Source organism: Amycolatopsis pretoriensis, from assembly GCF_900107925.1.
In the GTDB taxonomy this organism is placed as follows: domain Bacteria; phylum Actinomycetota; class Actinomycetes; order Mycobacteriales; family Pseudonocardiaceae; genus Amycolatopsis; species Amycolatopsis pretoriensis.
In genome coordinates, this window is record NZ_FNUJ01000003.1 from 196,160 (window position 1) to 220,487 (window position 24,328).

The following is a 24,328-nucleotide window of genomic DNA, read 5'->3' on the forward strand; positions in this document are numbered from 1 at the left end:
GTAGAACTATCGGTCAGCGGGCGAAACCCGTGCGCATGAGGAAGGCGAGCCGCTTGCAGCACCTCCAGCACCTGGTCGTGGTGATTCCGGGCATCGGCGGCAGCATTCTGGAACGGCCGGACGGGAAGACGTGGGAACGGACGCCGGCCAAGCTCGCGACCACGGTGATCCGCCCCTCGTACCTCGGCCTCGACCGCTTCCCCGAAATGAAGCCCACCGCGTTGATCACGACATTCACCGCGTTGGGATCCATCGTGACGAGCCCGGGTTACGAGGGTCTGAGCAGCTTGCTGACCGACAACTTCCGGAACGTGGTCACGCACGTCCACAACCCTGGCTTACCCATTCCCCGCAACGTCGACGTCCTGCTGTTCCCGTACGACTTCCGGCGGTCGGTGACCGACGCGGCACAGCGGCTCGCCGCCGCCGTGCACGAGGCGCTGGGCCCGGACGCACCTCGACGGCGGGTCGTGGTGCTGGCTCACTCGATGGGTGGGCTGGTAGCCCGGTACTGGCTGGGACCGCTCGGGGGCTGGCCGGTGTGTAACGCTCTCCTGACGCTCGGAACACCGCACCGCGGCGCGCCGAAAGCTCTCGAATGGCTTATCAGGGGGCCGGGCGTAGGCCCGTTGCGCCACCTCGGTGTGCGCAACGTGCTGCGCGGGTGGCCGTCGATGTACGAACTGCTGCCGCAGTACCCGGCGGTGTGGGACACGGTGGCTGGGCGCGAGATCGAATTGACCACGCTGCCCAGGTCGAGCTACGCGGACCAGTTCGCGTCGATGGCCGCCGCGGGCCGGCAGGTGCACGAAGACATCGCGAAGGCGTGGGCGGACATACCCCCGGACCGGGTTCCGGACGTTGTCCCCTTCTTCGGCCGGGGCCACGCCACACCGAACCTGGTCACCCTGGGATCGAGCGGCCGTCTGGTGATCACCAAGGAAGATCCGCCGTGGCGCGGGAACGTCGGCTGGGCCGGTGACGGCACCGTCCCCACGCTGTCGGCGATCCCGCGTGAGCTCGGTGAGACCCGGTTGATCTGGCGGGGCACAGCCGAGCGGCACGGCCCGCTCGCGAGCACCCTGTCGCTGCTCGATCCGCTGCGATCCTACTCCGGTGAGGCGTTGCCCACCCGGGGCGCCGAAGCACCTTCCTCCCCTTGGCTCGGTCTCGACGTCGAGGACGTGGTGCCGGCCGGCGAAGAGGTAACTGTCGGCTTGACTGTCCACCCGGAAGGCACCGAGGCCGAGCGGGTGCGCGTCACCGCGAAGTCCGTGCTCGGCGGGGCAACCGTGTTCGCCACCGCGATGGATGGCGGCGCCCGGACGTGGCGGACCATGCTTCCGGCCCTGCCGGCCGGCCGCTATCAGCTGACTTTCGAAGCGCGCCGGACGACCGGTCCGGACTCGGTGTTCGCCGACATCGACATCGTCGTCCTGGACGCGGCGGAGGAAGCGGCGGCAGCCGGATGAGCAGGCCCCACTGGAACCGCGCGGAGAATCCCGACCTCCTGGTGCGCTACGTCGAGACCGGCACCGCGGCGTCGCTACTGCCGACGCTGCCGCCGCGCGCCGCAGCCGTCGGTGCCGGGGCGGTCGAGCGGACCCGCGCGGTGTTCGAGGCCTTCGCGGACCTGAACATCCGGTACGCGGACGAACCCGTGGGCAGCGAGAGCGGCTGGCAAGCGATCCGAGGACCGACCGAGGTGCTTCGGACCGCCAGGATGGCGAATTGCGTCGATCTGGCCGTCACGTTCTCCGGAGCGTGCTTGGACTCCGGCGTGCACCCGCTCATCGTGGTGCTCGATCCTCGGGCCGGCGGCCCCGCGCACGCGATCGTCGTGGTGTGGGCCGCAGGTGTGTGGCCCGGCCCCGGCGGCGCCCCGGACTACCGCGCCTTCGCCCCGGGCACCGATGGTGACGTGTCGTGGGCGCGTGGCCTGCGTCGGGAACCGGACGACTTCGGCGCGTTCCTCCCCGTGGACGTCACCCGGATCACCAGCGCCGGAGCAACGTTCGACGACGCGGTGCGCTCGGGGGCCGAGTTGTTGACATCGCCGGAGTGGCAGGCGTCAATCGTGGCGGACGTGGGGCTCAAATACGCTACGCAAGGGGAGTTCCGTTCCGAACCGCGCAAGCCCAGCGGCATTTCGACGCACAGTGAAGCGATCGACACACTCGACGGCTTCCGTGAGAACCTCCTGAGCACCAATCTGCCCTTCGTCCACCCGGCTGATCCCCAGGACCCGACCGAACCCCAACGGCTGCTGGAGCGGCTTGGCGACGACGGCGGCCTGCCAGGTGTGCTGCTGGTGGGCGCGGCGGGAGTTGGTAAGACACGCACCTGTTTCGAAGTGGCGGAGCTGGCGGTGCGCGAAGGCTGGGCAGTCATGCACGTCGCCTCCGGGGACGCCGCGGTCACGAGCGCGGATCTGTTCGAGGCGATCGAATTCGAGCGTGCCGCCAAGGTCCTCGTCGTACTGGACTACCTCAACGAGTACGGCAACCTCCACATCCCGACGTTGCAGAACAGCATCCGGCCACACAAGTTCACGGCTCGGACGAAAGTCGCCCTGATCGCGTCCTGCCGACCGGGTTGGCACGCCACGACCGATGCGCCGCTCGGTCTCCTCTTCGAGGAAGTCACCCTCGAACCCGACGCCGCGAGGACAGCCGCTGTCCGCGACGAAATCCTCAACGTCGTGGCACGCCAGGCGGTCCTCGACGTCGGGCTGGAGCGGATGCGCGAAACGTGCGGAGACCGGCCGGTGATCGCCATGCTGATCGCCGCGGAGGCGGAGCACCTGCACGAACAGGGCCAACTGCGGGAAATGCTGAGCCACATCCGCCCGGCCAACCTCCTGGAGTGGCTCGAACGCCGCCTCGCCGAAGACGACCTCCTGCCCCCGCGCCCGAAGAACTTGTTCTCCGACGACGACAACGAACCCAGCCAGGCGTTGCAGGCTTGCGCGGCGATGCTGCTGGCCACCCCGCTGGACGAGCCGGGCTTGCTGGCCTGCGGCAAGGACCTGACGGCCAACGCGGAACGGATCCTGCGTCGATTGCGCTCGATGAAATGGGTGGTGAACAGTCCGACGGGCCTGGTGCCGGTCCACGATCTCGTGACCGATCAACTGGTCGAGAACGTCCTGCTGGAACGGCCCACCGACATTGTCAGGACCGAAGTCGCAGACAACGTCCTTAACGCTTGCCTGGTTACCGGCCGCACAATCGGCCGTTACGCGATCAACCTCAGCCGCATTATCCGTGATCTACATCGGCCCGAAGCGATGAGTGTACGCACGCACTGCGCCAGGTGGCTCAGCGGCCGAGCCGAAGAGACCGGAAAAGTACTGGCCTCCCGTGAGGATGAAGGTTCGTACGCGCTTGGCGCGGTACTGGATAATCCGTCGTGGTCCAACGTGGCTTTCGCGGAGTGGCAACTCGTAGTTGACCCATGGCTGCAAAAGTACACGAAGTCAATCTACGCTCGACATCTGCTGTACAAAGGTCTTCGCTCCGAGCAGGGAAAGACTGATCAACGACTTACCCCAGCCGCACTGTCGTGGCTCACTCAGCACGCCACAACCACGGAAGCCGGTTTTGTTCTAGCGCCCCTCTTGGCGCGGGATCTGAGCGAAGAACATGCGAAAGCCGCCACAGCCGCCGCACTATCCTGGCTCAACCAACACGGCACCACCTTCGACGCACGATTCGTCTTCAACCCGCTCTTGGCCCGAGACCTGAGCGAAAAAGACGCGAAAACCGCCACAACCGCCGCACTATCCTGGCTCAACCAACACGGCAACACCATCGACGCCCAGTTCGTCTTCAACCCGCTCCTGGCCCGAGACCTGAGCGAAAAAGACGCGAAAACCGCCACAACCGCCGCACTATCCTGGCTCAACCAACACGGCACCACCACAGAAGCTGGTTTTGTTCTACCCCCGCTCCTGAACCGGGACCTGAGCGAAAAAGACGCAAAAACCGCCACAACCGCCGCACTATCCTGGCTCAACCAACACGGCAACACCATCAGCGCCCAGTTCGTTTTCACCTCACTCTTGAGCCAGGATCTGAGCGAAAAAGACACAAAAGTCGCCACAACCGCCGCATTAACGTGGCTCACTCAGCACGGCACCACACCTGACGCAGAATTCATTCTTAGCCGCATGCTTACAATAAAACTAAAGGTCGAGTCTCGTCGCGAGGTCGTACAACTCTCACTAGACTGGATTGAGGAAAACGGAGCCGGATCGGATCTCGTATCAAAATTCGTAAGCAGACAGCGAGAGATGACCAAGCCTGTTGCCATAAAATTTATTGAATGGGCCATGGCCAATCCTGGCAATGAAGATGTCAGTTGGCGCCTTTCGAGGCTTGTGAAACACACAGAAAAGTGGCCAGACCTTACAATCAAGTTGTTAGCCGCGATCGAAGAGATGGTCTGGACCATACCAACAAATACGACTACTCTGAACTCGTTTTCAGAAGTTGACTCACTCATGCAGGCCTTGTGCCGAATCCCTCAGCTCAAAACGGGCATTTTTGGAGCAAGGTTCGATGACTTGATTCGCTTGTGGCTATCTCGACCAGAAAGCCTGAGCCCGCACTGTTCAGTCGGCACTTCGTACATTGAATTCGTATCTCGCGTGACCAGTCTATTAATTCTATCGAAAAACTCCCCAAGCAAGCCCAATGAGGTACTCGACAGATTGGAAACATGGATACACAACTGGAAGTATCTTGATGAACACCGAATTCAGGCCCTCAATTGCGTCAATTTCGCCAGAAATTTTGTCGACCCCGAGCTATCTTGAGATTGATCCGTCGGTCCCGTAAATCGAGCGTCTACTGACGATCTTGCACGCCGTTGGCGCACGGCAGTACTAACGTTCCAAGGTCGGTCCGCGGAACAACCTCGCGCCCGCCTACCAATCTCGGTCTTGGGTGCCCTGGGTCGAGCGGCACCGCTGCATAAGGTCATCCTCGCCGCCCCATGCCCAGGGCTATCCGCACGAACCTCGGCGAAGCGCGATCGACCTGGAGCAGTGACTGGGCGGTAGCTGCGGAACCGGCCGACGGAGGTGCCGACCATCTGCACGTCGGCTTGAGCGACCATCGGGGCAACTCGTCCGCGGATGGGCGCACATCCTCGCCTGTCCTGCAGAGCCGCTGCGTGGCCGCCGGGCGACCGGAATCGGCGCGACGACGCCCTCATTCCCTCTTCCCCACGCTCGTTGCCATGGTGTCCAGGTCGTGAGCCTTCCAGGTTGCAGAGACGGCACCTGGCCGGGTGGCCGGCGAGCCGATCGAGGACCATCTCGAGCAGGTTCACGGACTTGATCGTGTCGATCCGCGGCGGTTCCGGGTCACCGAGCCGATCACTTCCGGGCGTGCCAGTTCCCGAGCACGTATGCGCTCACTTACCGCGACCGCAGGTCGGACGCAAGGTGTGTGGCGTTTGTCGGACCGAACCGGAAGCCGTAACTGCGGTCTCCTACCTTGCGCGCTGGTCCTGCCGGTGCGGGCGGGCGTTTGCGCAGGTCCCTCACATTGCGCGGCATGCGCGGGCATTCCGCCGGCATCCGTGACACTTTCAGAACAACCGGTAGTTGAAACTACACAATGCGAGGATGAAGAGCACAACCTGGCTAACTCAGCCGACCTCGAACAACACCATTCCAGTGTACCGAAAGTCGACGAATCGTTGCACGAAGCGAGCCGCCGAAGCTCGGACATCCGAATCGGTGGATCATCGCCATCCAGGTGTTGGTTGACTTTGCGCAAGATGCGCGGGGCTCTGATTGCAAGATCAGTCGGGCACAGTGTCTCGGTGCTCGGCCAGGCGGCGTTCCGCTCAGAGCGCGAGGTAAACCATCGGGATCCGAGAGCAATCACCATCGCGGCGAGCAGGGCGATGAGTTGCGGCATCGCACTCGCGATCAGGAGAAAGTCCGACTGCCGTTGGGACAAGCCATAGCCGAGCAAGAGAGTGCCGGCGACGATGATGAAGCCGCACATTTGGATCGCCAAGGTTGCGAGAGAGCGGAGTGCTTCGTAGCTGTGTTGCAACTGGACGGTAGCAGCGTCGAATTCTTTGTCGTTGTCTCCGGACACCACCTGCAGCTGCGGAAGGTTCGCCGCTTGCGCGGTCGCGCTGGATTGTCCCAGGCTCCACAGACAGCTACGCAACTCGGCATTTCTCACGCGCCACGCCCCGTTCCGCGAAGACGTCTTTGAACTCCCCTCACTACGCCGGCTTCACCACCCGTGGGAGCTCGCGCGGCGCGACGCCGCCACCACCGATGTCGATGGCCTCGCCGTCTCGCTGCGGGACCACGCCCACCTCCGTGAACCGGTAGCCCGGCTCAACGTGCCGAAAAAATCTTCGAAGCACCTGTCGGATCCCGCTCGGACCGTTCGTAGCAGGGGTGAGGCCGCGAGCAAGCGGCCCCGGCGGGAAGGAACCCCATGAAGCTGACCACCATGACCCAGCTGACCCTCGACGGAGTCGTCCAAGGCAACGGCGGAGCCTCCCCCGAAGACCGACGCAACGGGTTCGAACGGGGTGGCTGGGCCCTCGGCAAAGGCGATGACGAAACCCGCGCCTTCATTACCCGCACCTACCAAAACGCCGACGCGTTCCTCTTCGGCCGGCGCACCTACGAACTCTTCGCCGCCGCCTGGGGGCCGCAGAAGACCCACCCCGTCGGCGCCGCCCTGAACGCCGCCCCCAAGTACGTTGCCTCGACCACCCTCACCGCGCCGACCTGGGAAAACTCCACCGTGCTCGCAGCGGACGCGATCAAAGCACTGAAAGCCCAGCCCGGCGGCGAACTGCAGGTGCACGGCAGTGGCACCCTCATCCGGTGGCTCCTGGCGAACGACCTGGTCGACGAAATGACCCTGATCGTGATCCCCGTGGTCGTCGGGCAGGGGATGCGGTTGTTCCCGGAAAGCGGCCCGGACCTCGCGCTCGACCTGGTTGACTCGCGCGTCGACGCCAATGGCGTGACGATCCAGGTCCACCGGCCGGCCGGACGCCCGCAGTACGCGACCGCCTGACACAGGAGAACGAGCATGCGCTACCTGGTTTCCGTGATCGACGACAAGAGCAGTCCCGGGAGCACCGACCGGCAGCCCCTGATCAGCGAGTTCAACGACCGGCTGATCGCCGATGGCTACTGGGTCTTCGCGGGCGGGCTCGCCGACACCGACGCCGCCACCGTCGTCGACAACCGGGGCGACCAGACCGTCGTCACCGATGGGCCCTTCCTCGAGTCCAAGGAGTACCTCGCCGGCGTCTGGGTGTGGGAGGCCCCCGATCTGGACGTCGCGCTCGAGCTCGCCACCGAGGCCTCGAAGGTCTGCGACCGCAAGATCGAGGTCCGGCCATTCCTGTGAACGACGTCGACGAGGCGATCATCCGGGCCCACCGCGAGGAGTGGGCCCGGGTGGTCGCGGCCCTGACCCGGCGCTTCGGTGACCTCGACGTCGCCGAAGAGGCGGCCGCCGAGGCGTTCGCGGTCGCCGTCGAAAAGTGGCCTGCCGACGGCGTGCCGCCGAACCCCGGCGCCTGGCTCACCACCACCGCCCAACGCAAGGCCATCGACCGGATCCGGCGCGAGAGCAAGCGCGACGACAAGCAGAAGGAGGCGGGGCTGGTGTACGACGACGACCCGCCCGAACCCCTCGGCGCCATCGACGACGACCGGCTGCGGCTCGTCTTCACCTGCTGCCACCCCGCGCTGGCGGTGGAAGCCCGCGTGGCGCTGACGCTGCGCCTGGTCGGCGGCCTGACCGTGCCCGAGATCTCACGGGCCTTCCTGGTGGCCGAGAGCACCATGGGCCAGCGGATCACCCGCGCGAAAGCCAAGATCAAGGCGGCCCGCATCCCCTACCGCGTGCCCTCGGCCGGGGATCTGCCGGCCCGCGTCTCCGGCGTGCTGACCGTCCTCTTCCTCGTGTTCAACGAGGGTTACCTGGCGACCGGCCCGGACACCGACCCGGTGCGCCACGACCTGACCGCCGAGGCGATCCGGCTCACCCGCCTCATCCACGCCCTGCTGCCGGACGACGGCGAGGTGACCGGGCTGCTGGCCTTGATGCTGCTCACCGAGGCCCGCCGCCCCGCCCGGGTCTCGGCCGGCGGCGAACTGGTCGCGCTCGACGAGCAGGACCGCGGGACCTGGGACACGACGCTGATCGCCGAGGGCCACGCGCTGGTGCGCGAACGCCTGGCGGCCGGGGTGGCGCCGGGCCGCTACCAGATCCTGGCCGCGATCAACGCCGTGCACACCTCCGCCGCCGACATGCGCGACACCGACTGGTCGCAGGTCCTCGCCCTCTACGACCAGCTCGTCCACGTCGACGCTTCGCCGATCGTCGCGCTCAACCGGGCCATCGCGGTCGCCGAGCTCGACGGCCCGCAGGTGGCGCTGGCGGCGGTCGACCGGCTCGAACCCGAGCTGACCGGCTACCACCCGTTCCACGCCACCCGCGCCGACCTGCTGCGCCGGCTGGGCCGCGGTGCGGAGGCGCGCGCGGCCTACGACAAAGCCATCCAACTGGCGGGCAACACCGCTGAGACCGCGTCGCTGACCCGCCGCCGCGACCAGCTGCCTAACGGGGGCTGAGGTACCGCAGCAGCACGCTGGCGCCGTCCGTCAGCACCGACGCCAGCTCCATTGACGCCGGGTCGATCGCCGCGCCGACCGCGGCCCGGCTCGACGCGCCCGCGACCAGGAACGGCGCCACCGTCAGGCGGAACTCGTCGACGACGCCCGCCTCGATCAGCGAGCCGAACAGCCGCGGCCCGCCCTCGCAGTCGATGCGGCCCAAGCCTTCGGCAGCCAACGTCTCGACGACCTGCGTCGCCGAGACGCCCGTCGAGCCGGTGACGAACACGCGGGCGCCGTTCGCGGCCCATTCGTCCCGCAGCGACGAAGGCGCCGAGGACGTCGTGAACACCAGCGTCGGGACCGCCGCCTTCGTGATCACCGGGGCGTCCGGGGGCAGCGACCGCCCGGTTGTCACCACCGCGACCGGGGCGATCGGGGCCAGGCCGAACCGGCGGCGGCGCTCGGCCGTGCGCTCGTCGGGCCGCATGCCCTCGAAGCCCTCCGCCATCGCCGTGCCCGCGCCCACCAGGACGACGTCGGCGAGGTCGTTGCCGAGCCGGTAGACGATCCGGTCGGCCGGGGTCGACAGGCTCGCCGACCGGCCCTCGACGGTGATCGCGCCGTCCGCGCTGGACACGAAGTTGACCGCGACCCAGCGCGGGCCGTCCGGGTAGCGGTACAGCTGCTCGAGCTCGTGGTCGTCGAGGCCGCGCTCGACCGGCCAGATCTGCCGGATCACTCCCATCGGACCGCCTTCGCCGGCGGGCGCGTGCCCGCGATGCTCGCCGCCATCTCGGCGACGTGCCGCGTCGCGCGCACGTGCCGGGTCCGGATGATCGCCGCGCCCGCCGACGCCGCGAGCGCCGCCAGCGCCAGGCCGGCCGGGGTGCCGTCGCCGGCCACTTCCACCAGCACCGGGACGTCCTCGGGCAGCGACGGCGCCGACCGCAGGACGCCGACGTCCAGGACGAACCCGGGCGGGCCGGCCTCCGACGAGCCGGCGTATCCGGCACCGAACCGCGCCGCGACGTCGGTGAGGTCGGTCCGCGCGATGATCAGGTCCGCGCCGGCTTCGCAGCCACCGGCGGCGACCGAGGCGTCCGCGGTGTCGACGGCCACGACGAGGTCGGGGAACTTCTCCCGCGTCCACGAGATCAGGGGTTCGACGCCGGTTCCGGCGAAACTCACGAGGTCGGCGCCGTCCTCGACGGCGCTCACGACCGCATCCCGCGCCGCGTCGGGCTCCGGGAGCACCTGGATCGCGGCCAGCACCAGCGCGCGGTCACTGCTCAACCGGCGGCCCCGGAAGACGAGGTCGGGGGTTTTCATCGCGCTCTCCCTGCTGGACATCCGTGCCTCGCGATCATAAGCGAGTCAGCGGGAGCGCACGTTTCACCGGCAGGTGGCGGGGCCTCGTCGCCGGGCCACCCGACCGTCGGCGGAACTCCTCAGGAGGCGATGGCCTCGTTGATCGCCAGCAGCTCCTGCGCGGTGCGCGTGGCGGTGAATTCGATGACCTCGTAGCGGGCGAGCCGCCGGATGACGAACGGGTCGCTGGCGAGCACCGCGTCGAGCTTGCCGCGCAGCACCGACCGCGTGAGGATCACCTGGTCGGCCGCGCCGTTCCCCTTTCCGGAAACGAGGAAGACCCCCTTCGTGAATTGTTTGCGCAACCATTCCGAATGGTCCGGCAGCGCGTAGTCGACTTCTGTTTCAGGTGCCGTGTAGGTCAGCAGGGCTATGTACATGATCCGATGGTAGGACTCTTCCGGCCGGACCGCATCCGCCTGGCGAGTGTCGCGGCACACGCGTTTCCCCCATATTCCGGTCAAGAACACCGCAATTCCTTTACCAACACTTTTCGACATTCTTCCCCATTGCCGTACGCCCGTCGTCGTACGCCGCGGTGCCGCCACCGGGCCGACGCGGTGCCGCTCCCCCGGGCGCGACACTCCCTCCCATGAACGCTCTGACAGGTATCCGGCACGACGGCAGGCGAGCCGAGAAGACCGCCTACGCCGTCGGCGCGGCGCTGCTCCTCGGCGGCGTCGTCCACGCGATCGTGCTCATCGCCTCCGGGGGCTCGTGGCTGGGCCCGCTGTCGATGCGCAAGGCCGTCACCTTCGGCCTGTCGTTCGGGCTGACGCTCGCGTCGGTCGCCTGGGCGACGTCGTTCCTCACCATCCGCCCGCGACTGCGGACGATCCTGCTCGGCGCGTTCACCGTCGCGAGCGTCGCCGAGGTCGCGCTGGTCAGCATGCAGGCCTGGCGCGGGGTGCCGTCACATTTCAACTTCGAGACGCCGTTCGACACCGCCGTGTCGATGTCGCTCGCCCTGGGCGGCGGCGTGCTCGTCCTGACCGTCATCGGCTTCACCGCCGCGGCCCTGGTCGAACCCGGCCCGGAGGCGGCGAGCCTGCGCCTGGCCGTCCGGGCCGGCCTGGTCGTGCTGCTGGTCGCGCTTTCCACCGGCGCGGTGATGATCGGCCGCGGCGTCGTCGCGGCGCGCGGCGGCGACCCGCAGGCCGCGTACACGACCGCCGGCTCGCTCAAGCCGCTGCACGCGGTCGCGATGCACGCGATCCTCGTCCTGCCCGCGCTGGCCTGGATCCTGCGCTTCACGCGCTGGCCCGAGACGCACCGGCTGCTGGTCGTGAAGCTCGCGGTCGCCGCCGACGCCGTGCTGACGGCGGTCATCGGCGTCGAGTCGTTCACCGGCGTCTCGCCGTTCGCGGCGCCGCTGCCGGTGCTCGCGCTGTCCGCCCTGGCCGCGGCCGCGCTGGCCGGTACCGGGATCTACGCGCTGTCCGGCATTGAACCGCCCGTCCGATTCACCCGTGTCCCCATCGGGAAGGCAAGGGGCCGGTAAAGCGGCGGACGGAGACCACGCGTGCGGCACGGTATGACACCCAGAGGCCTTTTCCAGCAGAGCGCGGCCCACAGCCCCTCGTTCTTCTTCGTGGCGCGCGCGATGGGACAGCACGCGGACGACCTCGCGGACTTCTGCATCCCCTGCAACCCGTACTTCCCCACCGACGAGATGTTCGGCCAGCTCGAGCGCAACCTCCGCACGATCCTCAAGTTCTACCCGAGCGACGCCGGCGCGATCACCGCGCAGCTGGCGCACGTGCTGCGGCTCAACCCGTCGACGATCTCACTCGCCAACGGCTCGACCGAGCTGATCACCTGGATCGACCGGCTGCTGGTCGACGCCAGCGTCGCCGTGCCGATCCCGACGTTCGGCCGCTGGACCGACCAGCCGCTGGAGACCGGCAAGCGCGTGGACATGTTCCTGCTCAAGGAATCCGACAACTTCGAGCTGCGCGTCGACGAGTACGTCGACTTCATCAAGCGCCGCGGCTCCCGGGTCGCGGTGCTGTGCAACCCGAACAACCCCGACGGCGGGTACCTGCCGCGGCGCGAGGTCGTCCGGTTCATGGACGCCCTCGAAGACCTCGACCTCGTGGTGATCGACGAGTCGTTCATCGACTTCGTCGAAGCCGAGCTGAACCCGTCGGTGGCCGCCGAAGCCGTCGTGCGGCCGAACGTCATCGTGCTGAAGAGCCTCGGCAAGAACTTCGGGCTGCACGGGATCCGGTTCGGCTACCAGGTGTCGAACCCGGCGCTGACGCGCAAGTTGTCCGGCGCGTTGCCGAAGTGGAACCTCAACTCGCTCGCCGAGACCGTCATCTTCATGCTCGCCGAGCACCGCGCGGAGTACGAGGACAGCCTCAAGAAACTCGCACTCGACCGGTTCATGATGAACTCGCAGCTGAACCAGTTCCCGGAGCTGACGGTGTTCCCGTCGCAGGCGAACTTCCTGCTCGTCAAGCTGCCCGGCTCGGTCGACGGCGCCGAGTTGTGCGACTACCTGCTCGCCGAGCACCACCTGCTGGTGCGCCAGTGCGGCAACAAGATCGGCATGACCAGCCAGTTCATGCGCTTCGGGGTGCGGCCGGACACCGAGGTCGAGCGGCTGGTCGAGGGCCTGCGCGGGGTCGAGCGGCTGGGTGGCGGCGGCCGCCACACGCCGGCGATCGAGCTCGTCGCGCACTCCCGCGAGCCGGAACGGTCGATCAGCTGAGCACCTGGGCCATGGCCGGCTCGACGGCGAACGACCGGCCGTTCGCCGAGCTGGACCGCTCGGGCCGCACCCGGCGCCTGCGCCGGCTCGCCGAAGCCGCGTTGACCGACTACGACGTGCCGGTCGCCCGGCTGACGCCGCTGGGCCGCGGGCTCAACACGACGTTCCGCGTCGACGGCGCGGACGGCCACCGGTACGTGCTGCGGGTGCAGCGCGCGGACGGCCCGGGCGCCGCGCAGGTGCGGGCGGAAATGGCGTGGCTTTCCATGCTGGGCAAGGAAACCGACCTCGTGGTCCCGCGGCCGGTGCCGACGCGGGCGCGGGACCTGATCACCGTGGTCGCCGACCCGGCCGTGCCGGAACCGCGGACCTGCGTGCTCTGCCACTGGGTCGATGGCCGGTTCGTCGACGAGCGGCTCAGCCCGCCGCAGCTGTACGCGGTGGGCGAGTTCACCGCGCGGCTGCACCTGCACGGCGCCCGGATGAACGGCCTCGACCGCGGGCGCGTCGACGACCTCACCGAGTTCGGGCGGTCCCAGGTGGACGGGTTCTCCGACGCCGTCCTCGACCGGGCGGTGACGCTCGCCGGCGGTGACGAACGCGTCCGCGGCGCGATCGAGCGGGTCCGTGCGGTGCGGGCCGGGCTGGGGTGCGGCGCCGACGTGTTCGGCCTGGTGCACGGCGACCTGCGCCAGGTGAACTACCTGTTCCACCGCGGGCGCGTCCGGGCCATCGACTTCGACGACTGCGGGTACGGGCACTACGCCTACGACCTCGCCGTGGCGCTCGACCAGCTCAAGCACCTGCCGCAGCGCACGGAGCTGCGGGAGGCGCTGCTGGACGGCTACCGGTCGGTGCGGCCCGACGCGGCCACGACCGACCCGGCGGTGCTGAACGCCTTCGTCGGGCTTCGCCGGGTGCAGCTCCGCCTCCGCTGACCCGTCACTTTCCCTACGAAAGTGCCGCGTTACAGACTGGCGTTACAATTGCTACATGGCCGGACGATCGAGCAACGCCACCAGCACCCGCGACCGCCTGCTGCTGGCGGCCGGGCAGCTCCTGCACGAGTCCGGCGGGGAGTCGGTGTCGACGCGGGCGATCTGCGAACGCGCCGGCGTCCAGGCCCCCACGCTCTACCACCACTTCGGCAGCAAGCAGGGCCTGCTCGACGCCGTCGTCAACTACGGGTTCACGCAGTACGTGCAGGCTCCGGCGCCGGGCGGCGACCCGGTCGACCGGATCCGCGCCGGCTGGGACCGGCACGTCGAGTACGGCCTGGAGAACCCGCAGTTCTACGTGCTGCTCTACGGCCAGATCGAACCCGGCGTGCCGTGCAACCTGACCTCCAGCGCCGAAGCGATGTTGCTGGAGCTGTTCACGCCGCTGGCGCGTGACGGCCGGCTGCGCGTCGAGGCCGCGGAGGCCGCGCGGCAGTTCGCGGCGGCCAACAGCGGGGTCACGCTCAGCCTGATCGCGCAGCCCGAAGACGGCCGTGACCTGGCGATGTCCACGCAGGTCCGGGAGTCGGTGCTGGCCGGGCTGCTCGCCGAGCGGCCGGCCGAGGGCTCGTCCGTCGGCGCGCTCGCGGTCGCTTTGTCGACCCGGCTCGCCGACGACGTCGACGCCTTGACGTCGACCGAACGGCAGATGCTGCGGGAGTGGCTGCACCGCCTCTCGAACTGACCGCGCTACATTTGCTACATTGAGTTCTATGACAAATGTAGTGAACTTCGGCACCTACGGCGTCTTCCTGTCCCCGCACCGCGACGACCCGACGCGCAAGCAGCACGCCATCGCGGCGGACGCGCTCGGCTACGGCACGGTCTGGCTCGGCACCGGGCGGGCGTCGATCAGCGACCTCGCCTTCGTCGAAGACATCCTCGCCTCGACCGAGCGGATCACCGTGGCGACGGCGATCGTGAACGTCTGGGCCGACGAGCCCGAGCCGCTGGCCGAGTCGTACCACCGGCTCGCCGAACGGTACGGAAAGCGCTTGCTGCTGGGGATCGGCGTCGGCCACCCCGAGTCCGTCACCGGCTACCACAGCCCGTACGACACGCTGGTCGGCTACCTCGACCGGCTCGACGCGGCCGGCGTGCCCGCCGAAGCCCGGGTGCTGGCCGCGCTCGGCGACCGGGTGCTCAAGCTCGCCCGGGACCGCACCGCGGGCGCGCACCCGTACCTGGTGCCGGTCGCGCACACGCGGCACGCCCGGTCGGTCCTCGGCGCTAGCAAGCTCCTGGCCCCGGAACAGAAAGTCGTCCTCGGCGACGCCGGGGAGGCCCGCGAAATCGGCCGTGGCTTCATCCGCGAGCCCTACCTCGGGCTGCGCAACTACGTGAACAACCTGCGGCGCCACGGGTACACCGACGCCGACGTCACCGGCGGCGGCAGCGACCGGCTGATCGACGACCTCGCGCTGCACGGGTCACCGGAAGACGTCGCGAAGGGGCTTCGGTCCCATGTGGACGCCGGCGCCGACCACGTGGCCGTCCAGGTGATCGGCCGGTCCGCCGAGGTGGAGGCGGAGAACCACCGGCGGCTGGCCGAAGTGCTGCTCTGATCAGGTCCGGCGCAGCTCGACGACGGGCAGGAGCCGGGTCGTTCGCGCCTGGTAGGCCGCGAACCCCGGTTCTCGCGCGACGATCTCGGCGAACAGCTCGTCGCGGTCCGGCGGGAGCACGGCCATCGCCTCGAATGTCTCGGTCGCCGTTTCCACTGTCACCGAAGGGTTGTGGCGGATGTTGTGGTACCAGGCGGGGTGCTTCGGCGAGCCCATCGCGGACGCGACGACGACCAGGCGGCCGTCGATGTCCAAGGCCCCCAAGGGAACGCGGTGCGGGCGGCCGGTGCGGGCACCGGTCGTGGTGAGGTGGATCAAGTTGCTCCTTTGGCGAGGGAAGTGATCGCCGGAGGCCGTGAACCGACACGGAATGGGCGCGCGGAGGGCACACTTCTGCCGGGAAAGCAGGAACGTGTCGAGCCAAGGGGGCTGAGTAGCCACTACCTCCGTGCGTAGGCCCATCCGGGGCGCGCTTTCACGCTAGCACAGGATCAACGGGCCTCGGCGGCTTTTCGCGCTTCCTCGGCGGCGGTGTCGGCTCGCTCGTAGGTTTCCTTGGCCTGCTCGAACTCCGCCGTCGCGCGCTCGGCGCGTTCCTCGGCCTCGGCCAGGCGGGTTCGCAGGTCTTCCACGCGGGCGGTCGCCTGCTCCGCCGCGCGTTCGGTGCGGACCAGGTCGCGCTCGGCCACCGCGCGCTCCTTGGCCAGCTCGGCGGCTCCCTTGCGCAGGCGCTCGCGTTCGGCACGGAGGCGTTCGCGCTCCTTGCGGTCGGCCTCTTCGCGCCGGTGGTCCTTTTTGGGCTTGGCCGGTTCGGCTTTTTCCACCAGCTTGGCCGGCCGCTTGCCGCTCGACGGCGGGGCGGTGGCGGCGAGGGTGAACCACTGGTCGGTGTCCTGGTGCGCGACCGACGTCAGCCGCCCGGCGAGGGCGAGCGCCGCGGTGCCCGGATCGGCCGCGACGGCCTCCAGGGTCGCCTCGACCTCGCGGGAAACGGTGTCGCTCATGGCCGGCAGCCCGTGGACGATCCGCCGCACGAGCTCGCCGCGGCGCCGGGTCAGCGCCCGCAGGTCGTCACCGGCCAGCCGGGTGTGCGCGTCCCGCAGCTCGTCGCCGAGTTCGGCGAGCTCCCGCAGCTCATCGGGGTCGTCCCGGGCCAGCCGGTTGACGATCGCGGCGGCCGTGGTCGGCTTCCGCAGCTCCCGGATCTTCGCCGCGAGCTCGGCGTCCCCCTCGGCCTTCGCCGCTTTCGCCGCCGCGTTGCGCGCGGTGACGAACTCCGCGAGGTCACCCCCGTAGAGCTCGCCGGCCACCGTGTCGAAGTCCATCGCGTCCCAGCGAACCACATCGGACTGGTGCGAGCACGTGCGAAGAGTCATCATCGGGTGCATGTACTTCGATCTGGGTGTCCGGGACTTCCTCGACCGCGCGGAAACGGTGTACCCGGACCGCGTCGCGGTGGTCGACGAGCCGGACCAGCCCGCGCCGAGCTGGGGTTCGCTCACCTACGCCGAGGTCGCGCGGCGGGCTCGCGCGCAGGCCGCCAACCTCGACGCGCTCGGCGTGCCGGTCGGCGGGCGCGTCGCGATGGTGTCGCACAACGCCGCGCGGCTGCTCGTGTCGTTCTTCGGCGTGTCCGGCTGGGGCCGGATCCTGGTGCCGGTGAACTTCCGGCTCGCGCCCGCCGAAGTCAAGTACATCGTGGAGCACTCCGGCGCCGAGGTGCTGATCGTCGACCCCGAGCTGGAACACCTGCTGGACACGGTGACGGCGAAGCACGTCTTCGTCCTCGGCCGCGACGACGAGGCCATCTGGGGCGGCGGCGGGACGCCACGCCCGTGGGCGGGCGACGAATCGGCGACGGCGACCGTCAACTACACCTCCGGCACGACCGCGCGGCCGAAGGGCGTCCAGCTCACCCAGCGCAACATCTGGCTGAACGCGGCCGTCTTCGGCCTGCACACGACGTTGAGCGACCACGACGTCCTGCTGCACACGCTGCCGATGTTCCACTGCAACGGCTGGGGCATGCCGTACGCGGTGACCGGCCTCGGCGGGCGGCACATCGTGCTGCGCAAGGTCGACGGCACCGAGATCCTGCGGCGCATCGAAGAGCACGGCGTGACGATCCTGTGCGCCGCCCCGGCGGTGGTCACGGCGGCGCTGGACGGCGCGGCGACGTGGGAAGGCGAGATTCCGGGCCGCGACCGCGTCCGGATCGTGGTGGCCGGCGCCCCGCCGCCGACGCGCACGATCGAGCGCGTGCGGGCCGAACTGGGCTGGGAGTTCATCCAGATCTACGGCCTGACCGAGACGGCCCCGCTGCTGACGGTCAACCGGATGCGCAGCGAGTGGGCGGACCTCGACCCGCACGAGCAGGCGCGCCTGCTCGGCCGCGCGGGCACGCCGGCGCTGGGCGTCCGGATCGCCGTCGACACGGACGGCGAGGTGCTGGCCCAGTCGAACCACAACCTCGACGGCTACTGGGAGAACCCCGGCGAAACCGCGCGCGTGCAGGAGGGGAACTGGTTCCACACCGGCGACGGCGGTTCCTTCGAAGACGGCTACCTGACGATCGCGGACCGCAAGAAGGACGTGATCATCTCGGGCGGCGAGAACGTGTCGTCGATCGAGGTGGAGGACGCCCTGATCTCGCACCCGGCGGTCCGCGAAGCCGCGGTGATCGGCATCCCGGATGAGAAATGGGGCGAGCTGGTCACGGCGTTGGTGGTGACTTCTTCGGAGGTGACCGCGGAAGACCTGATCAAGCACTGCCGGGAGCACCTGGCCGGCTACAAGTGCCCGAAGCGGGTGGAGTTCCTCGACGAACTGCCCCGCACGGCGACCGGGAAGATCCAGAAGTTCAAGCTGCGGGAGCCGTTCTGGAAGGACCAGTCCCGGCAGGTCAACTGACACTCGGCCGCTAGGCTGCCGATCATGGGGATCCCCGGGTGGTGGCAGCGGGTGGTGGCGGTGAGCGAGCACCTCGCCGCGGTGGAGCCACTTCAGGTGAACGAACACGGGTTCGGACCCGGCGCGGAAGCCTGCTTGCGGATCGGGGAACTGGCCCGGGGGTTCGCGGCCGAGGTCGGTGACGCCGAACTCGGCCGCGTCCTGGCGGTGCTGGACGACCTCCTCGGCGACGAAAGCGAACCGCACCGCCGCGCGATCGCCTTGACCTTCTTGTGGCCCCTCGCCCGCCGGCCGCGCCCCGCGGACCTGGGTGACCGGGTGCGGCGCGAGCTGGACCTGATCGCCGGGCACCGGCCGGCCGCCGGCGCGGATCCCGCTTCCTGGCCGGAACTCGCGGAACTGGCCAGGGACGAACTCGAGCGGTGCGGTCTGCCCGCGACGGTGGTTCCGCGTGGCGCCCGCCCGGCACCGACGGGCGTCGTGCTGTCGGTGAGCGCCGAAGAACCCGCCGGCGTCTTCCTGGAGTGGAACCCCCTCGACGCCGAATCGGCGCGGTACCAGGCCCTCACCGGAACCGACTCCGGATACCTGGGCGACTACGTGGACGACGTCCGGGACCTCTTCGCGCGGGCGGCGCTGGACGTGCTCGCCGCGGCCGGGTTCAAGACCGCGGTGCGGTACGACTTCCGGTACGGCCGTTCGCGCGTGTGCCGGGTCCTGGGCCCGCCGGAAATCCCCTTCGACTGAGCGGCGGAAACGATGACGGCCAACGACGTTCCGGCGTGGTGGGGTGCGGTACTGGCGGCGAGCGAGCACCTCGCCGGGTTCGACGCCGAGCAGGTGCGGAGCTGGCGCGAGCGCTACCCGCCCCGTGACCCGGCGGATGCAGGCCTGCCGCGGGGCATGCGGATCATCAGCTTGGGCCGCGCGTTCGCGTCCCGCGGAACGCCGTCGCGTGCTGGCCGTGCTCGACGACGTGCTCGCCGGCCCCGGCGACCCGGACCGCCACACCGTGATCTCGATGTTCCTGCGCGCGGCGCTCGACCTCGAGTCGGTGCGGGAACTGTGGCCGTCACTGGGCCCGCACGTCCGGCGCGTGTGCGTGCTGCTGTTCACGTCCTGGCCCGCCGGCGCGCCGGAGTGGATGACCGTCGACCCGCCGTGGAATCCCGCGCTCGTCGCGCGGATCCGGTCGGACGACCGCGGCCCGGAAGCGCCGGGCGAACCCCTGGTGACCGATCCGCTCGTCGTCGACCGGCTGGAGGACCCCGAGGAGATCGTGACCTTGGCGCCCCCGGAAGCGATCGCGGCGTGGAGCGACCTGGCCGGACAGGTCCACGCGGAGCTCACGCGGGTGGGCATCGGCGCGACCATCGAGACGCGGCTCTTCGACCCGGCGCCCGGCGTCCACATCGCGCTGAACCTCACGCTGCCGCCCTACGGGATCACCCTCACGTGGCGCAACCCGCTCGAGAACGCCAAGGAGTACCGGGACGACCTGCTCGCGCAGAACCGGACGGAGCTGCAGGCCTACTCGATCGAGACGCACCACATCCTGCTGAGGGCCGCATTGGAAGTGCTCGCCGCGGCCGGGTTCCGGACGATGACGCACTACTACTTCCCGCACGACCGCGCGTGCGAGTACCGGGTCCTCGCACCGCCGGAGCACCCGATCGGCTGAGATCAGGCCGGGACGTACGTCAGCTGGACGACCCCGTTGCCGAACGTCGCCGATTTCTTCAGCGCCAACGGGAACGTCGGCCCGTCCTCGGCGAACAGCCGCTTCCCGCGGCCCACGACGATCGGGTACAGCAGCAGGTTCAGCTCGTCGACCAGCCCCTCGGACAGCAGCCAGCGCACCGCCGTCGTGCTGCCGCTGGTCATGATGTCGCCGCCGGGTTCGGTTTTCAGCGCGCGGACCGCCGTGGCCGGGTCGCCCGTCAGCAGCGTCGAGTTGTTCCAGCTCACTTCGGACAACGTGGACGAAAGCACGTACTTGCGCACGTTGTTCATGAACTCGGCACCTTCGTCGTCCTCGACGGTCCGGCCCGGCCACGCCTCGGCGAACCCTTCGTAGGTGACGCGCCCGAGCAGCATCGCGTCGGCCGCGGCCATCCCGCCGCCGACCGCCCGGCCGATCTCGTCGGTCCAGTACCGGAGCGACCACTGGTCGGGCGCCTCGACCACGCCGTCGAGCGACATGAACAGGTTCGAAACGATCTTGCGCATGGGCACCCTTCGGTTGAGGGGTCCCACTATAAACCGGCGAAACGTCAGGATCGTCCACTCGCGACAGTCGCACGAACGCGCACGCTGTCGGACTCCGCGCGCTCGCGTTCCGCCTCCGTCGCCGGCTCCAGCCGCGCCGGGACGTCCTTGTGGTGCGGCGTCCCCGCGATCGGGTCGCGGTCGAGCGCGTCGGTCAGCAGGTTGATCCGCGGACCGCTGACCACGCGGCGGCCGTCGGCGTCCGGGTGGGCCATGCCGTAGCCGTGGGGCAACGCCAGCTGTCCCGGCCGCAGCCCCGGATCGGCTTCGGCGCGGACGACCACGCGGCCGGCCGGCGTCACGACCGCCACCCAGTCGCCCGCCGAAGCACCGATCGACGCCAGTTCTTCGGGACGCGCCCGCAGCGCGCCGTCGGGATCCGTGCGGCGCCAGCGCGGGTCGCGCAGGATCTGGTTCGCGTTGTGCGCCCGGCGCTGCCCGTTCAGCAGCGAATACGGGAACGCCGGGTCAGGCCGTTCCGCGGCCGGGTCCAGCGAGCCGAGCCAGTCCAGCAGTTCCGGCACGGCCAGCCGGACGCGCGACCGGCGCATCAGGCTCCACACCTCGTCCTGCTCGTGCGTCGAAAACGGCGTCGGCCCGGCCAGCACGCGCGCGAACAGCTCCTCACCCAGCGAAGCCCCGGTGGCGGAACTGCCCAGCGCCCGCTGCACCGGCACGGTCATCGTCTTCGCCGCGCGGTGGCACCCCGCCCACAGCGGCGCGATCGACGCCGCGCCGCCGGGCAGCGACGCCCCCAACGTCCGGTAGAGCAACACGGGCAGGATCGCGGACCGCTCCGGCATCGCCTGGACCAATGCCCCGATCCCGGCCTGCAGGTCCGAACGCGGCCCCGCGGCCAGCGACGCCAGGACGTCCGACGGCGGCAGCACGCCCAGCGCGTCGAACAGCCGCGTGTAGATCTCGGCTTCGACCAGCGTGCCCGGCAACGGGTCCAGCAACGGCGGCCGCAGCTGGAAGTAGTTCGTCGGCCACTCGAAGGTGAAGAGCGTGAACTCCCACTTCTCGTGCTGCGACGCCGCCGGCAGCACGTAGTCCGCCAGCGCGGCCGTCTCGGTGTAGGCGACATCGACGACGACCGAAAGCTCGGTTTCCCGGATCGCGCGTTCGACTTCCCGCGTGCCCGCGAAGGTGTTGGCCGGGTTCGACGACTCGACCCACAGGGCGCGGACGCGGTTCGGGTGCTCGGTCAGGATTTCTTCGGCCAGGGTGTTCGCCGGCAGCAGGCCGCCGATGTACTCGAACCCGGTCACGTCGGAACGCTTGCCGCTGCCCGAACCCCACAGCGGCAGCAGCCACGAGTGCAGGTTGTTCGTGCCCCGGCGGCCGAAGTGCCCGGTGACCAGGTACAACAGTTTCTCGAGGTAGCTGTTGAGCGTCGAGTGCCGGCCCTGCTGGATGCCCAGTTCGACGCGCACGGTCATGGCCGTCGAGGCCAGGATCAGGTCGACGGCCTGCTCGACGTCCACACGGGACACTTCGGCGTGCGCGATCCATTCGTCCACCGGGATCTTCGCCAGCACCGCCGCGACTTCGTCGAAACCTTCGGTACGCGCGGCGAGGAACGCGGAATCCGCACCCCCGCGCTCCAGCAGCAGCGCCAGGATCGCGCCCAGCAGGTAGGCGTCGGTACCCGGACGCAGCGGCAGGTGCAGGTCGGCGATCTCCGCCGTCTCCGTGCGCCGCGGATCGATGACGATCATCCGGCGCGCCGGGTCGTTCTTGATCGTGTTGAGCGCGTGCCGGGCGTTGCTGAACCCGTGCGCCTGCCAGGGGTTGCAGCCGAGCACGAGCAGCAGGTCGCAGTGCTCGACGTCCTCGGCGGTGTGCACGAGCGTCGAGCCGTACATCTGCCCGTTGACCCAGAAGTCGCCGGTTTTCTCCTGGGACAGCGCGTTGAAGTGGCGCGTCGACTTCATCCACTTCAGCAGCGACGCGCCGTACGCGCCGCCGGAGTGGTTGCCCTGCCCGCCCCCGCCGACGTAGGCGAACGAGCCCGGGCGGCCGGCTTCGGTGTCGGCGTCCCGGATTTCGTGCAGCTTCGCGGCGATCTCGGTGAGCGCGGTCTCCCAGTCGATCGGCTCGTGGGTGCCGTCGGGACGTCGGCGCAACGGCGTCGTCAACCGGTCGGCGTGGTCGCCGTACCAGGTCAGGCGCTGCGCCTTCTGACACAGGTAGCCGCCCGAGCGCGGGTGCGCCTTGTCGCCGCGGACGCGGGTGATCTTCCGGCCGTCGAGCTGCACCTCCAGCCCGCAGTTGAGGTAGCAGAGGCTGCACGCGGTGCGGTGCCATTCGCCGGTCATACCAGCTCCAATGCGCGGCCGAGCGTCGTGAGACGCGCGTCGAGTGTTTCGCCGGCCGGGTACAGCCGGACCGTGTCGACCCCGGTGTCGCGCCAGACGCGCAGCCGGTCGCGGACCATCTCTTCGGTGCCGATCAGGGTGGTGCCGAGGACCATTTCGTCGGTGACGAGCGCGGTCGCGCCGTCGCGGTCGCCGGCCTGCCAGCGCTCGCGGACTTCGCCGGCGACGTCGGCCCAGCCCTGGCGGCTGTAGGCGTCGTTGTAGAAGTTCGTGGTGGCCGAGCCCATCCCGCCGAGGCTGAAGGCCAGTTCCTTCTTGCGGCTGCCGACCAGCACGCGCAGCTCGTCTTCGTTGGCGGCGAAGGCGACTTCGGCGCCCTGGCAGACGTCGATGTCCTGACGCGCGCGGCCCGACTTCGCGAGCCCGGCGTCGAGGGGCTCGAAGTACGCGGAAGCGCCTTCGGGCACGAAGCTGGTGCCGAGCCAGCCGTCCGCGACCTCGCCGGTCAGCTCCAGGAGCTTCGGCGACAGCGTCGCCAGGTAGATCGGGATGTCCGGGTTCGGCGCGGTGGACAGCCGCATCGGGCGCGCTTCGCCGGGCAGCGGGATCTCGAACACCTTGCCGGAGAACGAAATCTTCTCCCCCGCGAACGCCCGGCGGATGATCTCGACGGTCTCTCGCATGCGCGTCAACGGTTTCGCGAACGGGACGCCGTGCAGGCCCTCGATCACCTGCGGCCCGGACGGGCCCAGGCCCAGGGCGAACCGGCCGCCGGACAGGTCGGCCAGCGTCAGCGCCGCCTGCGCGATCGCGACCGGCGTGCGCGTGCCGAGCTGGACGATGCCGGAGCCGAGCCGGATCCGGTCGGTGCGGGCGGCGAGGTAGCCGAGCGCGGACGGCGCGTCTGCGCCCCAAGCTTCGGCGACCCAGCAGACGTCGAGACCGAGCTTTTCCGCTTCCAGCACGAAATCCAGCGTCGCGCGGGTGTCCTTCGAGAACTCGACGGTGGTCGCGGTCTTCATCGGCCCTCGATCCGCTCCTTGATCGCGGCGAGGTTGCCGGTCATCGCGGTCTCGAATTCGCGCAGCCGCACGAAGACGATCTTCTGCTCCTTCTCGGGCATCCGGTCGATGGCGAACGACAGCCCGGACCGGCCCGGGCCCATCTGCATCCACTGGCTCAGGCGCGTGCCGCCGTTGTCGGGCTCGAGGGTGAACTTCCAGATCGCGCTCGGCTCGGCCGGGTCCGCGACGGCCCACGAGAACACGCGCGGGGCCTCGCATTCGACGACGTACGACGTCGTCTCCCACTCGCCGAAAGCGTCGTGCTTGCTCCGGCCGACGAACGTGCGGCCCTGCTCGCACCACTCGACGGACTGCAGTTCCGCGCTCAGCGACGGCATCAGCGAGATGTCCGAGACGACCGGCCAGACGTCCTCGGGGAGGGCGTCGATCCAGGTCGAGACCTCCGCCGTCGGCCTGTCCGCGTACCGCGCGCCGGTCCACTCCATCGTGGTCGCACTCCCCTCACTGAGCCGTTGACCACGATAGTTGCGTAGA

At 69.3% G+C, this 24,328-nt stretch carries 21 protein-coding genes and 1 pseudogene; 13 read left to right on the plus strand and 9 right to left on the minus strand.

Annotated features, from left to right (window positions below):
- The first annotated feature begins 53 nt into the window (after positions 1-53).
- The 5 genes from BLV96_RS13280 (at position 54) to BLV96_RS13300 (ending at position 8,638) form a co-directional block, all read left to right on the plus strand.
- A complete protein-coding gene (locus BLV96_RS13280; protein WP_158104086.1) occupies positions 54-1,472 on the plus strand; it encodes an esterase/lipase family protein in 1,419 nt (472 codons plus the stop codon).
- Positions 1,469-4,819 carry a P-loop NTPase family protein gene (locus BLV96_RS13285; protein WP_086673501.1) on the plus strand — a complete coding sequence of 1,117 codons (3,351 nt, stop codon included), beginning with the start codon at positions 1,469-1,471 and terminating at the stop codon, positions 4,817-4,819. Before BLV96_RS13280 ends, BLV96_RS13285 begins: the two co-directional genes overlap by 4 nt.
- Positions 4,820-6,473: 1,654 nt before the next feature.
- Positions 6,474-7,067, plus strand: coding sequence for a dihydrofolate reductase family protein (locus BLV96_RS13290; protein ID WP_086673499.1), 594 nt, complete (start codon positions 6,474-6,476; stop codon positions 7,065-7,067).
- Between the two features lie 15 nt (positions 7,068-7,082).
- Positions 7,083-7,406: a YciI family protein gene (locus tag BLV96_RS13295; RefSeq protein WP_086673497.1), complete on the plus strand. Its 324-nt coding sequence runs from the start codon at positions 7,083-7,085 to the stop codon at positions 7,404-7,406.
- Positions 7,403-8,638, plus strand: coding sequence for an RNA polymerase sigma factor (locus BLV96_RS13300; RefSeq protein ID WP_086673495.1), 1,236 nt, complete (start codon positions 7,403-7,405; stop codon positions 8,636-8,638). The genes BLV96_RS13295 and BLV96_RS13300 overlap by 4 nt, the downstream gene beginning before the upstream one ends.
- Here BLV96_RS13300 and BLV96_RS13305 read toward each other — a convergent pair.
- The 3 genes from BLV96_RS13305 to BLV96_RS13315 form a co-directional block, all read right to left on the minus strand.
- Entirely contained in the window at positions 8,625-9,362 is a 738-nt protein-coding gene (locus BLV96_RS13305) for a dihydrofolate reductase family protein (protein ID WP_086673493.1), read from the minus strand. The two genes, BLV96_RS13300 and BLV96_RS13305, sit on opposite strands and share 14 nt — an antisense overlap.
- Positions 9,359-9,952, minus strand: coding sequence for a pterin-binding domain-containing protein (locus tag BLV96_RS13310; protein ID WP_086673491.1), 594 nt, complete (start codon positions 9,950-9,952; stop codon positions 9,359-9,361). Before BLV96_RS13310 ends, BLV96_RS13305 begins: the two co-directional genes overlap by 4 nt.
- A gap of 119 nt (positions 9,953-10,071) precedes the next feature.
- Entirely contained in the window at positions 10,072-10,371 is a 300-nt protein-coding gene (locus BLV96_RS13315) for a YciI family protein (RefSeq protein ID WP_086673489.1), read from the minus strand.
- Positions 10,372-10,583: 212 nt separating this feature from the next.
- Here BLV96_RS13315 and BLV96_RS13320 point away from each other — a divergent pair, with 212 nt between their 5' ends.
- From BLV96_RS13320 to BLV96_RS13340, 5 genes are all read left to right on the plus strand, one after another.
- On the plus strand, positions 10,584-11,492 hold the full coding sequence (locus BLV96_RS13320; RefSeq protein WP_086673487.1) for a hypothetical protein: 909 nt from the start codon (positions 10,584-10,586) through the stop codon (positions 11,490-11,492).
- Positions 11,493-11,594: 102 nt separating this feature from the next.
- Positions 11,595-12,707, plus strand: coding sequence for a pyridoxal phosphate-dependent aminotransferase (locus BLV96_RS13325; protein ID WP_244180207.1), 1,113 nt, complete (start codon positions 11,595-11,597; stop codon positions 12,705-12,707).
- An 11-nt stretch (positions 12,708-12,718) separates the two neighbouring features.
- Positions 12,719-13,645, plus strand: coding sequence for a phosphotransferase enzyme family protein (locus BLV96_RS13330; protein WP_086673483.1), 927 nt, complete (start codon positions 12,719-12,721; stop codon positions 13,643-13,645).
- A 55-nt stretch (positions 13,646-13,700) separates the two neighbouring features.
- Positions 13,701-14,390, plus strand: a complete 690-nt coding sequence (locus BLV96_RS13335; RefSeq protein ID WP_086673481.1) for a TetR/AcrR family transcriptional regulator — start codon at positions 13,701-13,703, stop codon at positions 14,388-14,390.
- A gap of 28 nt (positions 14,391-14,418) precedes the next feature.
- Entirely contained in the window at positions 14,419-15,270 is an 852-nt protein-coding gene (locus tag BLV96_RS13340) for an LLM class F420-dependent oxidoreductase (RefSeq protein WP_086673479.1), read from the plus strand.
- Between the two features lie 6 nt (positions 15,271-15,276).
- Here BLV96_RS13340 and BLV96_RS13345 read toward each other — a convergent pair.
- Together BLV96_RS13345 and BLV96_RS13350 are read right to left on the minus strand one after the other, a co-directional pair.
- A pseudogene (locus BLV96_RS13345) lies at positions 15,277-15,588 on the minus strand (nitroreductase/quinone reductase family protein); the annotation flags it as partial.
- A 173-nt stretch (positions 15,589-15,761) separates the two neighbouring features.
- On the minus strand, positions 15,762-16,595 hold the full coding sequence (locus BLV96_RS13350) for a hypothetical protein (protein WP_208608245.1): 834 nt from the start codon (positions 16,593-16,595) through the stop codon (positions 15,762-15,764).
- Positions 16,596-16,656: 61 nt separating this feature from the next.
- Between BLV96_RS13350 and BLV96_RS13355 the strand changes: the two genes are divergently transcribed.
- The 3 genes from BLV96_RS13355 to BLV96_RS13365 all read left to right on the plus strand — a co-directional run bounded on the left by BLV96_RS13355 (position 16,657) and on the right by BLV96_RS13365 (position 19,861).
- A complete protein-coding gene (locus BLV96_RS13355) occupies positions 16,657-18,180 on the plus strand; it encodes an AMP-binding protein (RefSeq protein ID WP_086673477.1) in 1,524 nt (507 codons plus the stop codon).
- 24 nt (positions 18,181-18,204) lie between these two features.
- A complete protein-coding gene (locus BLV96_RS13360; RefSeq protein WP_086673476.1) occupies positions 18,205-18,927 on the plus strand; it encodes a hypothetical protein in 723 nt (240 codons plus the stop codon).
- A 208-nt stretch (positions 18,928-19,135) separates the two neighbouring features.
- Positions 19,136-19,861 carry a hypothetical protein gene (locus BLV96_RS13365; protein ID WP_086673475.1) on the plus strand — a complete coding sequence of 242 codons (726 nt, stop codon included), beginning with the start codon at positions 19,136-19,138 and terminating at the stop codon, positions 19,859-19,861.
- A 2-nt stretch (positions 19,862-19,863) separates the two neighbouring features.
- Here BLV96_RS13365 and BLV96_RS13370 read toward each other — a convergent pair whose 3' ends face one another.
- From BLV96_RS13370 to BLV96_RS13385, 4 genes are read right to left on the minus strand one after another with little or no spacing between them, the layout of a single operon-like run.
- On the minus strand, positions 19,864-20,409 hold the full coding sequence (locus BLV96_RS13370) for a dihydrofolate reductase family protein (protein WP_086673473.1): 546 nt from the start codon (positions 20,407-20,409) through the stop codon (positions 19,864-19,866).
- A gap of 44 nt (positions 20,410-20,453) precedes the next feature.
- The gene (locus tag BLV96_RS13375; protein WP_086673471.1) at positions 20,454-22,769 is read right to left on the minus strand and encodes a molybdopterin-dependent oxidoreductase; all 2,316 of its coding nucleotides are present in this window, start codon (positions 22,767-22,769) and stop codon (positions 20,454-20,456) included.
- Positions 22,766-23,791, minus strand: a complete 1,026-nt coding sequence (locus BLV96_RS13380; RefSeq protein ID WP_086673469.1) for an LLM class flavin-dependent oxidoreductase — start codon at positions 23,789-23,791, stop codon at positions 22,766-22,768. Before BLV96_RS13380 ends, BLV96_RS13375 begins: the two co-directional genes overlap by 4 nt.
- Positions 23,788-24,279, minus strand: a complete 492-nt coding sequence (locus BLV96_RS13385) for an SRPBCC family protein (protein WP_086673467.1) — start codon at positions 24,277-24,279, stop codon at positions 23,788-23,790. Before BLV96_RS13385 ends, BLV96_RS13380 begins: the two co-directional genes overlap by 4 nt.
- Positions 24,280-24,328 lie beyond the last annotated feature (49 nt).